Below are 14,400 nucleotides of genomic sequence, written 5' to 3'. Positions count from 1 at the left end.
GTCAGGTGCCGGAGAACGGGGGAGTCACCGGCACCGGACCCGTCCATCACCACGGTACAGGGAGCGCAAGAGGATGAGCAGCGGAATCGACCAGGACACGTACGCGGTGCTGCGCGACCGCCTCACCGGCCAGGCCACCGAACTCGCCCGGCGTGCCGAGGCACTGAACGAGGCGCGGATCACGGAGTTCGGTTCAGGACACCTGACGCTGACGGATACCGTCCGCCTCCGGACCGAGCACGCCTGTCTGCCCAGGGACGTCGCCACCGTCGGGGATGGCCTGCTGCTGCTCGGCCGGCACACGCCGACCGCGGGCGACGCCGAGCCGTCGGTGGCCGACGTCTTCGCCCTGTACGACCGGGGCCTGAACCCGCTGCCCGAGGACGCCGTCCCCGGCCTCCTCGACGACCCCGACTTCCGGCGCGAGTTCGCGGCCCTTCACCGCTACTTCCGCGGCGCGCGCCTCCTGCGGCTGCGACGGGTGGAGGGCCGCCTGCTCGCCGTCTTCCGGACCGGGGAGAAGCCTGGCGACCTCCGTGTGCTCCGCTGGGCGACCGGCTCCTCGGGAGAGACGCGGTTCCTGGACGCCCAAGGCGAGCGAGACCACGTCCTGCCCCCGTCCCAGGAGGTCGAGTGGGTGGAGACGACACGGGACGACCACGTACCGGGCCGTTTTCCCCACATCATGATCGACGGACGGCTCTTCGTTTCCACGGTCGGCGGCACTCTGACCGTCAAGGCGGCGAACGACACCGAGACCACCGAGGGCATCCACTCCGAGCCGGTGGACGAGCCGCTCCAGTCGCTGGCCGACGCCGAGGTCGCGTACACGACCGTCGGTCCCCTGGTCGTCGTGCGCGTGCGACCCTACAAGGAGCGGACCCACAGGCATCTGGTCTTCAACGCCCTGACCGGGGCGGTGGTCCGTCTCGACGGCCTGGGACAGGCGTGCCTGAGGCTGCCCGACGACGCCGGCCTGGTGTTCCCCGGCGGTTACTGTCTCGCCTCCGGCACGGTCAAGACGTTCGAGGGCGACACCGCGGGCCTCGCCTTCGAACGCGCGATCCGCTCGCCCAACGGCGAGGACCTGCTCTTCGTCTTCCAGGACCAGATCGAGGGACGAGCGCTGCTCCTTCCGTACAACTTGATCCGCAAGGAGATCACCACCCCCCTCTCCGGTCACGGGCACGCGCTGCTCGACGACGGAACGATGCTGCTCCTGCGCGGCGGCGGGGGAGAACCCGCACGGTTCCACCCGATGCAGCTCTGGCGGACGCCGTACGTCGCCGACACCCACGTGGCGCCGGTCGAGGACGGCCCGCTGAGCCGCATCGGCAACGCCGATCTCGTCCGGGGAATCTCCGACTGCCTGTCCATCGCAGGGCAGGCCACCGACCTCACGCCCGCCGGCGAGGTGTACGAGGCGCTCCGCGCCGCCTGCGTCCGCGCCGGAGACACCCACCACTGGCTGGGGGAACCGGAGACCGGGGACCTGCGCGCCCCGCTGGACGAACTCCTGAGCACGCTCACGCAGGTGCTCGCAGAGTTCGAGATGGTGGCGACCCTGCGCCGGCAGGCCGCGGACGCCCTCGCCGAGTCCACCGAGGGCATCGCACGGCTGGTCCGGCGCATCCAGGGCGAGGCCCCCGCGACGGCCGAGGAGTGGATCTCCCGGATCACCGGACTGCGTCAGGCGCAGGGGCACCTGATGACCCTCAAGGAGCTGCGACATGTCGACAAGGACGCCATCGACGCCCTCGCCGCCGATGTCGAATCCGACATCGCCTCCGCGGCCCGCCGGGCCATCGCCTTCCTCGGCCGCGACGACGCTTTCACCCCCCACCACGTCGAGGCGGAGAGCCTGACCACGCGGGCCGGGGAGCTGGCCACCGCGGCGGAGACGGGCCCCGTCGGCGACCGGATCGACGAACAGACCCTCGCCCTGCGGACCCTCAGCGAGATCATCACCGGCCTCGACATCGCCGACGCCACCGTCCGCACCTCGATACTCACCCGGATCTCCGACGTCCTCGGCGCCCTCAACCGCGCCCGCGCCGTCCTCACCGTCCGGCAGACCGAACTGCTCGAACGGGAAGGCGCGGCGGAGTTCGCGGCCGAACTCGCCCTCCTCGGGCAGGCCGTCACGAGCGCGCTCGCCGCGGCCGTCACACCGGAGGCGTGCGACGACCAGCTCGGTCGCCTGACGGTCCAGCTGGAGAACCTGGAAGCCCGCTTCGGCCGGTCGGAGAGCTTCCTGGACGGCCTCGCCTCGAAGCGAGAGGAGATCCACGACGCCTTCACCGCGCGCAGGCAGTCCCTCCAGGACGCCCGCGTCCGGCGGGCGGAACGGCTCGCCGAGTCCGCGGACCGCGTGCTGGCGGCGCTCGGCCGCCGCGCGTCGGACCTGACCGACCTCGACGAGATCCACACGTACTTCGCGTCCGACCCGATGGTCGCCAAGGTCCGGCGCACGGCCGTGGAACTGCGGGAACTCGGTGACCAGACCCGGGCGGAGGAACTGGAGGGCCGCCTCGCCGCCCTCCGTCAGGAGGCGGGCCGCGCACTGCGGGACCGTACCGAACTCTTCTCCGACGCCGGTGACACGATCCGCCTCGGCCGGCACCGCTTCGCCGTCAACCGCCATGCCCCCGAACTCACCCTCGTCCCGGCCGGGGACACTCTCGCTGTCGCCCTGACCGGCACCGACTACCGCGCACCCGTCACCGATCCGACCCTCGCCGACACCCGCCGCTACTGGGACCGCCCCCTGCCCTCCGAGTCACCGGACGTCTACCGGTCCGAGCACCTGGCCGCCCGCCTCCTAGTCGAGCACGGAGCCGACCGACTTGCCGGGGAGGACCTGCACGCGCTCGCGCGGCGGACGGCGGAGAGCGCGCACGACGAGGGGTACGAACGGGGTGTCCACGACCACGACGCGGCGGCCATCCTGAGGGAGGTCCTCAGACTGCACGACACCGCCGGCCTGCTCAAGCATTCCGGCCGGACACGCGCGGCCGCCCAGCTCCACTGGGGCCTCACCGTCACCGCCGCCGACCGTGCCCAGTGGACCCAGCGAGCGATCTCCCTGACGCACGCCTGCGACCTCTTCGGCACGCCCTCCGCGCTCGACGGACTGCGCCGCGCACTCGCGCAGGAGACAGGGGATCCGGCCGCCGCCGCGTATCTCGTGGAGGAGCTCGCCACCGAACCCGCGGGCTTCGCCCTGTCCGTGCCGGCCCGCACCCTCCTGGAGAAGTTCCGCCACGCCGTGGGCACCTCCCCGTACGACGACTCCCTCGCCGCGCTCACCGCCCCGGACATGCGCCGACAGCACGTCGAGGCTTGGCTCGGCGCCTACCTGTCGGCGTCGGGCGAGCCCCACGACGAGGACGTGCTCGCCGAAGCGGTCGCCGTCGAACTCTGCCCCGACCTCGAACGGTACGACGCCGACGGCCCGACCACGGCGCGGGTGACCGGGCTCCTGGGCGCACACCCCCGGATACGGGACCGTGCTCTGGAGCTCCGGATCGACGACTTCCTGGCCCGGACCGAGGCGTTCGCCACCGACGACGTACCCGCCCATCGCGCCTACCAGCAGCGACGTACGACCCTCGTCGCACAGGAGCACGCCCGGCTCCGCCTGGACGAGTACCGTCCCCGGACGATGGCGTCCTTCGTCCGCAACCGGCTCGTCGACGAGCTCTACCTCCCCCTGATCGGAGACAACCTCGCCAAGCAGCTCGGCGCGGCCGGCGACGCCAAGCGGAGCGACTCCCACGGCTTGCTGCTGCTCCTGTCCCCGCCCGGCTACGGCAAGACCACGCTGATCGAGTACGTCGCCGACCGCCTCGGCCTGCTTCTCGTCAAGATCGACGGTCCCGCCCTCGGCCAGCGCACGCTCTCCCTCGACCCCGCCGAGGCGCCCGACGCCACCGCCCGCCGTGAACTGGAGAAGATCGCCTTCGCTCTCGCGGCCGGCAACAACGTCCTGCTGTACCTCGACGACATCCAGCACTGCTCGCCGGAGTTCCTGCAGAAGTTCATCCCGCTGTGCGACGCCACCCGGACCCTGAACGGGCACGACCTGCGCGGCAAGCGCTTCGCCGTCTGCATGGCCGGCAACCCCTACAGTGAGTCCGGGCACGCCTTCCGTGTCCCCGACATGCTCGCCAACCGCGCCGACGTGTGGAACCTCGGCGACGTCCTCACCGGCAAGGAGGACGTTTTCGCTCTCAGCTTCGTCGAGAACGCCCTTACCTCCCACCCCCTGCTCGTCCCCCTCGCCGGCCGTGATCCCGCCGACGTGGAAGTCCTCGTCCGCCTCGCGGCCGAAGACCCCACCGCCCGCCGCGACCGGCTCACCCACCCCTATTCCCCGGCCGAACTCGACCGGATCCTGGGCCTCCTGCGTCACCTCCTCACGGCCCGCGAGACCGTCCTGGCCGTCAACGCGGAATACATCGCGTCCGCCGCCCGCTCCGATGAGACCCGTACCGAACCTCCCTTCCGGCTCCAGGGCTCGTACCGCACCATGAACAAGATCGCCGCCCGCCTCTCGCCCGTGATGAACGACGCCGAGCTCACCGCCGTGATCGACGACCACTACACGGCCGAGGCGCAGACCCTCACCACCGACGCAGAGGCCAACCTCCTGAAGCTCGCCGAACTCCGCGGCACCCTCACCCCGGCACAGGCCGAGCGATGGGCCGAGATCATCACGGTTCACGCCCGCACCCAGGCACTGGGCGGCACCGACGACCCCCTGTCCCGGGCGGTCGCCGCCCTCGGCGTCCTCGCCGAAGGCATCGCCGCGATCGAGACTGCGATCACCCGAGCGTCCGATCCCCGTCGGCTCCTCGTCCGGCCCGCTGGACGGACGGCCGCGCGGACTCCCGGCGCCGAACCCCGTTCGCCCGGCCTGAGCTGACCCCTGAGGAAGAGCGGGGCATGGACGATAGCGAGTCACCTGCCGCCTTCTGAAGCGACGACGGTGCGGCAGCTCAGTCGGCGGACGACGGCTGACCGTCGCTTCGTGCGCCCGCACCGTGGGGCTGTGGTCCGAGTTCGATCAGGAGGAGGGCCGAGTCGTCCTCGGGCGGTGTTCCGGTGAAGGCCGCCACGGGCCCTGACCCAGAATCCTGGACACGGGTTATGCGGCTGGTGTCAGCGTAGTTGATGTTGCTTGGGACGCTGTCTCGTAGGCGAACGGGCTGCGTTGCCCGAGGCGGGAGCGGTGGCGTCGGGTGTTGTAGCGGTGCAGCCAGTGGAACGCGTCGAGGCGGGCCTCGCGCTCGCTGGACCAGCTCTTCCGGCCCTGGAGTGTTTCCCGTTTGAAGGTCGCGTTGAACGACTCGGCGAGTGCGTTGTCCGCACTGGAGCCGATCGCGCTCATGGACTGGGGGGACGCCAGCTCTGCGGCAGGCGTCCGCGAAGGCCCGGCTGGTGTACTGAGCGCCGTGGTCGGTGTGCAGGACCGCGCCGGCGAGGCTGCCGCGGGTCCGCTCGCCGGCGGCCAGGGCGTCGGTGACGAGATCGGTTCGCAGATGATCCGCGACCGCCCAGCCGGCCAGGCGCCGTGAGGCAAGGTCAATGACGGTGGACAGATGGAGGAACTTCCCGCCGTCCAGCGGGAGATAGGTGATGTCGCCGACGTACTTCGTGTTCACGTCGGTCGCGGTGAAGTCGCGGCCGATCAGGTCCGGTGCCTTCGCCGCGGCCGGGTCCGGGATCGTGGTGCGGTGCCTGCGACGCAGCCGTATTCCTGCCAGGCCGATGCTCCGCATCACTCGCGCGATCCGTTTGTGGTTGACGTGCCAGACGTCCTCGCGGAGTTCGGCGGTGTGGCGCGAGGCCGCGCTCGAACTCGGCGAGTTTGCACCAAGTTAGCCGCGCTCAGCGTCGGCTTCGGCCTACTCGGGTTCTTCTCCGTCTGCGGGAATCGTCCAGCGCAGCAGGGTGGTGGCGGCGCGCTGTTCCAGAGTGACTGCGTAAACCTGGTTCCAGGCTCGTTCGCCGCGGTGGCGCATGGAGTGGTCGCCCGGGTCCCAGCCCAGCCCCAGGACCTGACATCCGTCGATCTCGATCTGTCCGGCGAGCAGGGGGTGCGCCAAGCCGGCCCGCTCCAGCAGGTGGAAGTGGGTGTGCGCATCAACGGATACCATCAGCCCGATGCCGGGCCCTTGCGAAAGCCAGCTCTGAAGCCGACCGGCGAACTCGTGAGCTTCGGCCAGTGGAAGGTCGAGCCGTCCATAAGGGCCCTGTCCACCGCACTGGGGCGTACGTTCGCCGCCGAAGCGGGCATGGGCATCCTCCTCGTACTTTCCCCAGTACCGGATGTCAGCGAGTCCGTTGATCGACTCGCCCGCCAGCCCGACGAACGAGTCGAGGGCGCGGGCGTCCCCGAGTACCATGCCGCACCGGTCAACCGGCAGGTCACCGAGCCGGATCGGCTCTCCGTCGGGGTCGCCCGGCCAGGGCAGGCCGAGGTCGACTTCCAGGACCGTGATCACCGGCCCGTCGTACGACTCCCCGGTTTCGGCCCGCACCTTCAGCGGCCGTCCGACGGCGGCCGGCACCGCGATCGCCTCGCAGATCCAGTTCTTGCTCGGGCCGTCCGCAGGCTCGTGTAGATGGCCGCCGCCGTGCGCCGCGGCGGCCTGTGCCCGTACGGACAAGGGGTCGCCGAGCTCGGACCAGTGATCGATCCAGCCAGCCATACCTATGACAAGCACACCAGACGGCACGGTGACGACACCAAGGTCTACAGAGGTCTCACTCATCCGTCGATTCAACCAGGGAGGACTGTCACTGACAGCGACGGGCACCGCGATCGCCGGCCATCGCTGCCATCCGCCAACTAGCCAAGGGCTCGCAGAGAATCAACATGCTGACTTGATCTCCGTGGGGCTGCCGCTGGTGAGGAACGCAGTGATGTCCGCGGGTGTGCGGAACCTGGCTGTCGAGGGTGGGACGGTGTGGCCGTTCTCGGTGAGGAGAGGCCGGACTTGGTGAACGTCCCTGGTGATGGTGCTGCCGTTGACTCCACATAGCTGGGCGATCAGGTCTCGGGTGCCGAGTTTGCGCAGGTGGAGCAGGGTGGCCAGGACTCTGTCGGCGGTGGTCAGCTTGTCCTTGGCGCCGGCGCCGCGAGCCCGGATGCGGTCTCCTTCTCGCTGCCGGGACCGCCCGTGTTCACGTAGCTCATCGAGTCTCCGGGACAGCTGGTCGACGAGTGCTTCCAGCGCCGGCTCGGTCATGCCGGTCAGTTCCGGATTGCGCAGACCACTGGCGCGGGACGGCGAGGGCAGGGTCCCGGCCTGCCGCGGGTCTTCGGGCGGTTCGGTCGTGTTGTGGTGGTGTGGATGGAGGGTGTAGTTCCAGTCGCCGTGGAAGCGGTGCCGGTGCATGGGCAGGGCGTCGATGTCGGAGACCTTGATGCCGGTGTCGTAGGTGCCCGGGTCGAGTTCGGCGTGGACTGTCAGCCCGATGCGGGTGGTGGTTGCCTTGATGCTGTTCACGATGACGTCGTGGCTGTTCAGGGGCCTGTCCCGCCAGTTCATGGAGACGTGGGAGAACAGCCGGTGCTCGATCTTGTTCCACTTCGAGGTGCCCGGCGGCATGTGGCAGACCGTGATCTCCAAGCCCGTCTCGGCGGCCAGGGCGGCGAGTTCGATCTTCCAGGCGCGGGTGCGGTATCCGTTGGAGCCGCCCGCGTCCGCGGTGATCAGCAGCCGGGCGGCCCGAGGGTAGTCGTGACTGCCGCGGGCCTGCCACCAGCGGCGGATCGAGGCGACGGCGAACGCGGCCGTGTCATGATCGGTGCCGACACTGACCCCGCCGGTGTTCGCGGCGACGTCGTAGATCCCGTACGGGATCGCCTTGCCCGGCCCCTGCCGGTCAAGGAAGTCATGGGTCCTGACCTGGTCCGGAAGTCCTTTCGGACGCCACTCGCGGCCTCCGTTCCTGTACTGGCCGACCAGTTCCTTCTTCTTGGTGTCCACGCTGATCACCGGGTCGCCAGCATCCATATGCTCCTTGGCCCGGTCGTTGATGTAGCGGAACTGGGCATCCCGGTCGGGATGCTGCCCGCCTTCGAGGGTCTTGGCGTTGCCTGGAGACTGAACCCCTCCTCCCGCAGCAGGTCGGCGACCGTATCCGCCGAGACGCGGCGGCCCCGCCTGGTGAGCTCGCCGGCGAGTCTGCGGGTGGACTTCGTCGTCCATCGCAGCGGCGACATCGGATCCCCTCGCGTATCCGGCTCGACCAGCGCCAACAGCGCGGGGCGCAGCTCCGGATCCACCTCGGTTGCCCGCTTGCGCCCGCCACCGGGACGGCGGACCCGGCCCAGAGGTTCCGCCCCCGCTTCCAACTCGCCCACGCCTTTGCGCACGGTGGTCTCGCTGACCCCGGCCGCCTGGGCGACCGCCCGGATCCCACCGTGGCCCAGGATCCTGGCCTCGGCCCCCATCAGCAGACGGCGCTGCCGCTCGTCCAGGTGCGGGAACAACACCGCGAACTTCACCGTAAGTTGACCACGGACCCCGCCGGATATGCGCATACCACACCAACGAGCCGGACACGGGAAGCAACACCTTGATTCTCTGCGAGCCCTTACAGTGAGACAGCCTGTCCGCGCGTCGGTGAACGCACGGCGGAGCGGCCGCCGGCCGAATCGTGTAGATCCGCGTGTACTGATTCACACTCCAGCGGAGGGACTGGCCGAAGGCTCGGGAGCCTGCGGCGCCTCCGGGAAGATGTCCAGTACGAAGGGGCCCACCCCTCCGACGATCACCGTGGCCACGCCGGACGCGAGGGCAACGGCGACCGAGGACCACCAGGCGGTGATGAAGCCCAGGTTGTGGATGTCGGCGAGGCGTGCCGAGCGCATCCGGTTCGCGGCCAGCACGGCAGCGTCGGCGAACAGCCCGAGGCTCATGGCGAAGGTCAGGGCCTGCAGCCCGTACAGGATGGTCCCGGTCCACGAGGACCAGTGCGAGGGGTCGCGCGAGGCGACGACCTGGAGGGCCGCTGGGACGATCATGACGCCCCACATCCACAGGGCCTTCGTCAGACCCGTCTCGCCACGCAGGACGGGGAAGAAGTAGCCGTACAGCAGACCGAAGCCGACCCAGGTCAGCAGGATGGGCACGGCGGTGGTGAGGACGGCGAGCACGGGGTGGAGGTGGTCGAATCCCGTGCTGACCACCGCACCGGCAAGGGACAGCAATGTCCAGGGAGCGCCGAGCACTGCGGCGTTCGCCGCAGTGCTGGTCGCCCGCTTCCAGGGTTCAGGGCTGGTGTATGCCCCGAAGGCGCGCTGCTGCACACGGACGACCTCCCCGTCCGCACGCACCGGGCGCAGGTCGTACGACGCCCGCTCCACGCTCCGCAGTCGGCGCAGGGCCCTGGTGCCGGCGGGCGGCTCGTCGGCGACCTTGGCGTGGGCGGTCTTGCGCAGCGACGGCAGGGCCCTGCGGAGGGTGCCCATCCTCGCCATGTCATTGAGGGCGCCCACGGACTCCTCAGGGCTCTGCGCCAGCACCACGGTCGCGCGGCGGATCTGCCCGTACGGGAACAGCACCCAGACCATGAGGGCGGCGGCACCGACGGTGACCGGGCTGGGAATGGTCAGCAGGGAGAAGTTGCCCGAGGCGATGACGAACATCAGCACGATCCCGAGGGCGCGCAGTCCCCGGAGCGCACGCGGACCAGCGGCCGGTGACCGGCCCGAGGCCTGCAGGGCCTTCACGGTCGCTGCGACCAGGACCAGGCCCAGAACGCCGTCCAGCTGCCGGGTCAGCTCGTGCAGGTCCCACCACCCAAGCCTGCCCAGCACCTCCCGGTCCCAGGCCAGCGCCAGGAGGACCGCCACCGGGATGGCGAGGGGCAGTACGACGCGGGAGGGCGTGGAGCCCGTGACCGCCCACCAAGCCACCACCCCTGTCGCCAGAACCGCCACGGTGCCGGCGAGCAACGGGCCCGACCAGCGGATCAGCGGGGGCAGTTCACCGCCGCCGGAATGAAGGGACGCAGCCACGGCGACGAGCGGTACGAAGGCGGCGGCCCACAGCAGCGACGGGAGCCCGATGCCCCAGCCCGCCCGGCGGGCCACGACGACGGCGTACACCGCGAAGGCGGCGAGGACAACGGTCAGGACCAACGGCAGAAGGACCGCCGCGAACACTCGCGACGCCGCTTCCTGAGGGTGCGGGTCGGCGAGCGCCAGCAAGGCGGCCGCCGCCGCGGCCAGGGCCACGGCGGCGGAGAGCCCGATCCCGACCGTTCTCGTGTGGGACCGGGCTGGGGGAGCATCCGTGTCGCCTCCGCGCACGAGGCCGATCACCAGGCGGGGAACCATGACGAGAATCGCGGTCACCAGCAGCACCAGGGCTCCCGACAACGGCACGAAACCGGCGGGCGGCCACGTCAGCCAATCGCTCAGGTCGTCGCGCAGCCACCACGGCACGGCATACCCCAGGGCGTGGTCCAGTGCACCGAGCCACGGGACCACCCAGATGGTGAGGTGGACCAGCACCACTGCTCCGGTGATCCGCCTGAGCCGGTACAGGGGCCCTGCCTCGGTACCGAGCGGCGGTGGGCCGGCCCGCCAGGCGAGCAGCAGGGCAACCCACCCCGCCGCCGCGAGCAGGGCTCGTCCTACGGCTGTGAGAACGTCGCCCGCCTTCGGTGCGTACGGCCTGAGGGACGAGAACAACTCCTTCGCCGTGCTGGTCCCTGGAAGGGAGTAGCCGGCAGGCGTCGCCTCCGCCGACACGACCGCGACCGACAGCCGTAGGCCGGGCTCGCGTGCTTCGGCTGAGAGGTTGTCAGCTCCCTGGCCAAGGACGTGCCAGGTCGTCGTGACGGCCCGGAGCCGCATCGTCGGCAGGCTCAACCGCAATGTGGTGGGGCCCTTGGAGTAGAACTCCCACTCTCCCGGGCGCGTCGGCACCGTGCCGGACAGGACGATCTCGGTCTGCGGCGACCTCTGAGCCACTACGACCACGGGCACGTTCCACTCCGGCTGAGCGCCGTCGAACGTGGGGACCCCCCACACCGCGTCGACGAAGGGGATCAGTTCATCCGCTGCCTTCCCCTCCGCCGTGTCCCGGGCGAGCGCGCTGTTGTTGGGGACCATGATGCTGAGCTGCACTTCGGTCGCATCGTTCCCGCTCCCCTTGATGTCCACACGGCGCATGGCGTCGGGAGGGATCCCCTCGACCGCCCGTCCCCACGCGCAGCGGCGGTCGTCGAACCCGGTGCCCTGCACCAGCGACTTCACGGCCGGTCCGGAACACTCCGGGACGGGGACCTGGGGCACGACGAGCAGGAAGCCCGTGACCGCCAACGAAGCGAGCGCACCCAGCAGGACGAGCACCAGAAGCCAGGCCGCCTGCCTCACACAGAGCCCGACCCGCTCGCCCATCACTCCGCGGTTCACGTCGGAACCGTCTCACTACGACCCCAGGACCCCGTTGGATTCGGCTGTCTGTGGGTGCTGCCGGATCCAGCGGCTTGCTATGCCCACCTGCGGAGATGGCTACGCGTACGCGGGATCAAGCACCGCATCGCCGGCACAGGAATCGAGTCCTCGCAGCGACTGGGCCGCCACCGCCGGCTGTCGGCTGCATGGGGGTTCCCTCCCTCAGCGATGTTCTGCTGAGTCGATCCACTGACCGTGGCGGCTGGGTGCTGGAATCGGAGGCGGATGATCAATCTGGTCCACGGCCATGAACCACCGTCGTCAGGCAGCTGGTCACCGCGCTCTACCTGCCTCTTTGCCCGCCTGACGATACGAGACCATGGGAAGAGCAGCGTGTGGACCGGATCTACCTGTGTGCGGACGCGATTGCCTGCCTGGGAGCGTACCTTCGAGGAGAGCCGCTTTCGCGTCCTACCGAACGTGTCACCCAGGTGAGAGGGGATCGGCCCTTTATGGAAGCCGGCACCGACACCGACACGTTCATCTGGGAGTCGGAGCAATCCCCCCAGCAGCCGGTGGATACTGCGCCTGAACCGGACTGAGTATCCGCGCTCGATCTGCTCCCCGCGTCTGCGGGGATGGCCCCACGATGACGGTTTTCCCCGGCCTGTTCTCTGACTGTTCCCCGCGTCCGTGGGGATGGGCCTCATAAAGCGTCACCGTACCGCGGTGGCCTGCTGCTCCCCGCCCGCGCGGGGATGGTCTCGACCGGGCGACCGCCGGGTGGATCCGAACGACTGCTTCCCGAACGCGCTGGGATGGGCCGAAGGAGTTCGAGGAACACGGCGGCGTCATCAACTGCTCGCCGCGCACGCTGGGATGGACCTCGAGGCTGCCCACCTCCCTCGTTGTGTCCTGCGCTGCTCCTCGTACGCGTGGGATGGACCTTGCGCGGGGACTGAGGTACTTCTTGATGTGCGTGTTGGACAAGTAGTGAGCCGGGCGGGCCGGGCCCCCCTCAGCCTCTCTTGAGGTGTTGGGGCCCGGCCGCTGGCGGTTTCGGGGTTCCGGTCAGAACAGGTGGTTGTAGGTGTTCCAGCCGCCGCCGATGCGGGTTCGTCCGGTGAAGGGGCCGGTCGTCTTGCCGGTGCCCTTGTACAGCCACAGGACGCCGGTGCGGTCGCGGGCCACGGCGTCGGCCTTGCCGTCGTCTGTGAGGTCGCCGGTGAGGACGAGCTGGTCGTAGGTCTGCCAGCCGCCGCCGATCTGGGTGCGGGTGGTGTAGGGGTGGGTGGTGTCGCCGGTTCCCCGGTACAGCCACAGCATTCCGGACCGGTCGCGGGCCAGCAGGTCGGCCCGTCCGTCGCCGGTGAGGTCGGTGCCGCCGGCGAGGCGGTCGTACGTGCCCCAGCCGCCGCCGACCCGCACCCGCGCCTTGAACCGGGCGCCGGTGAGGCTGCCGGTGCCCTGGTAGAGCCACAGGATGCCGGTCTTGTCGCGGGCGAGGAGGTCGACGTACCCGTCTCGGTTGAGGTCTCCGGCGCCGGTGATGCGGTCGTAGATGTTCCAGCCGCCGCCGACCTTGACGCGGGGGGCGTACGGGGTGGCATTGGTGTGGCGGTCGTAGTACCAGAGGGTGCCGGACGCGTCGCGGGCGGCGATGTCGCCCCGGCCTCGGGTGGCGGCGGACGGCTTCACGTTCACCAGGGAGTAGAGGTCCTGGGTGTAGGGGGAGAGGGAGGTGAGGGCCGTGTACGTCTGCCAGCCGGGTCCGGTCTCGTGCCGGGAGTAGAACGGTGCGTCCGCGCTGCGGGTGCCCTCGTACGTCCACAGCTTGCCGGTGGTGTCGCGGGCGGCGAGACCGTGCCGGGGCTGGACGGTGAGGCCCTGGACGGCGAAGGGCGCGCTGGCCAGTCGGACGTCGGACTCGTCCCAGTAGCCGAGGTCGTAGATGCCGTAGCGGGTGTGGGCCTGGAGTTTCTGGGCGTACTGGCCCGGGTCGCCGGCCAGTTCGTAGCCGATGATGTGGTCGCCGGCCTCCAGCTCGCAGGTCAGGTTGGGCAGGTCGTCGGGCAGAGTCTCCCAGCGCACTTCACAGTCGGCGCCGGGGCCGGTGGTGACGTTCCGGAAGCGGATAGGCGGCGCGGGGTGGGTGAGCTGGCCCTGGGCCAGGGCGAAGCGGAGTGTCAGCCGTCCGGCGTCGTTGGCGTGGACGCGCAGCCTCTGGCGGACGGTGCCGCCGTCGGGGACGGGCGGGGTGTCGAAGGCGATCGTGTTCAGCAGGGCGTGCGCGCGGGACTTCACGGTGACCTTGCCGGTGCCGTGGCGTCCGTCGGCGGGGAGGGTGCCGGCGCTGCGTGCTTCCTTCACGGCCGCGGCGAGGTCGCCGCCGGCCGGTATGTAGGCGAAGCCCCAGTACAGGGTGGTGTCGGCGGCGTCCGCGGGCACGACGGTGTCGGGCACCGTGTAGATGCTGCCTTCGCAGACGAGGACGCCGGTGTACCCGGCGGCCAGGCCGCACTGGTTGGGGTTGAGCCGGTACCCCGCCGGAAGGCCCGCCCCGGCGCCTGCCGGGTCGGTCATCGGCTTCGTGCCGACGGCGATGACGACCTTCCCGGCGATGGTCGTGCCCGACTCGACGACCGGGTAGAACCGCGGCGGCGAACGTGGCGCCGCCACCACGTCGTACCCCGACAGCTTCAGCTCGTCCGCCGCGGAGGCGGTGGGCGGGACGAGCAGGGTCGCCGTGCTGAGCAGGCCGGCGGCCGCGGTGAGCGTGGCCGCGTTGCGGATGAGGCGTCTCATTCATGTCCTTCGTGAGCTATGCGGATGACCAGAGTCCGGAGTGTTCTGGTCGGAAGCGTCGGTGTACGGCAGGCGTGCCATGCCTCGGGGAGGCATGGGGCGACGGCGAGGTCGGCGCAGGAGGCCTCGACCGAGCACTGCCGGAAGTACTCGCGCAGCAGGGTGGGGACGGG

General features: G+C 70.3%; 4 protein-coding genes and 3 pseudogenes. 2 read left to right on the top strand and 5 right to left on the bottom strand.

Translation table 11 applies throughout. From position 1 onward, the window contains the following. Positions 1–73: 73 nt before the first annotated feature. Complete coding sequence (locus tag AB0E19_RS36325; RefSeq protein WP_362188721.1) at positions 74–4,927, top strand: DNA repair ATPase; 4,854 nt, start codon at positions 74–76, stop codon at positions 4,925–4,927. A gap of 222 nt (positions 4,928–5,149) precedes the next feature. On the opposite strand, the pseudogene AB0E19_RS36320 reads toward AB0E19_RS36325, so the two are convergent. The 4 genes and pseudogenes from AB0E19_RS36320 to AB0E19_RS36305 form a co-directional block, all read right to left on the bottom strand. Then, positions 5,150–5,852, bottom strand: a pseudogene (locus tag AB0E19_RS36320) (IS3 family transposase); the annotation flags it as partial. Between the two features lie 57 nt (positions 5,853–5,909). Then, complete coding sequence (locus AB0E19_RS36315) at positions 5,910–6,779, bottom strand: hypothetical protein (RefSeq protein WP_362188718.1); 870 nt, start codon at positions 6,777–6,779, stop codon at positions 5,910–5,912. A gap of 99 nt (positions 6,780–6,878) precedes the next feature. Beyond that, positions 6,879–8,467 (bottom strand): annotated as a pseudogene (locus AB0E19_RS36310) (ISAzo13 family transposase). A 228-nt stretch (positions 8,468–8,695) separates the two neighbouring features. After that, on the bottom strand, positions 8,696–11,440 hold the full coding sequence (locus AB0E19_RS36305; protein ID WP_362188715.1) for a hypothetical protein: 2,745 nt from the start codon (positions 11,438–11,440) through the stop codon (positions 8,696–8,698). A 78-nt stretch (positions 11,441–11,518) separates the two neighbouring features. Between AB0E19_RS36305 and AB0E19_RS36300 the strand changes: the two are divergent. Beyond that, positions 11,519–11,614: pseudogene (locus tag AB0E19_RS36300) on the top strand (IS5/IS1182 family transposase); the annotation flags it as partial. A gap of 879 nt (positions 11,615–12,493) precedes the next feature. Here AB0E19_RS36300 and AB0E19_RS36295 read toward each other — a convergent pair. Continuing rightward, positions 12,494–14,227, bottom strand: a complete 1,734-nt coding sequence (locus AB0E19_RS36295) for a VCBS repeat-containing protein (protein ID WP_362188712.1) — start codon at positions 14,225–14,227, stop codon at positions 12,494–12,496. Positions 14,228–14,400: the final 173 nt, after the last annotated feature.

The organism is Streptomyces sp. NPDC047974, assembly GCF_040653375.1.
Lineage (GTDB): Bacteria > Actinomycetota > Actinomycetes > Streptomycetales > Streptomycetaceae > Streptomyces.
This window is presented reverse-complemented; position numbering and strand designations above follow the sequence as displayed.

Excerpts from the sequence above, each read along its gene's own strand:
- AB0E19_RS36325 (WP_362188721.1), top strand. The coding sequence starts at position 74 with ATGAGCAGCGGAATCGACCAGGACACGTACGCGGTGCTGCGCGACCGC.
- AB0E19_RS36315 (WP_362188718.1), bottom strand. The coding sequence starts at position 6,779 with ATGAGTGAGACCTCTGTAGACCTTGGTGTCGTCACCGTGCCGTCTGGT.
- AB0E19_RS36295 (WP_362188712.1), bottom strand. The coding sequence starts at position 14,227 with ATGAGACGCCTCATCCGCAACGCGGCCACGCTCACCGCGGCCGCCGGC.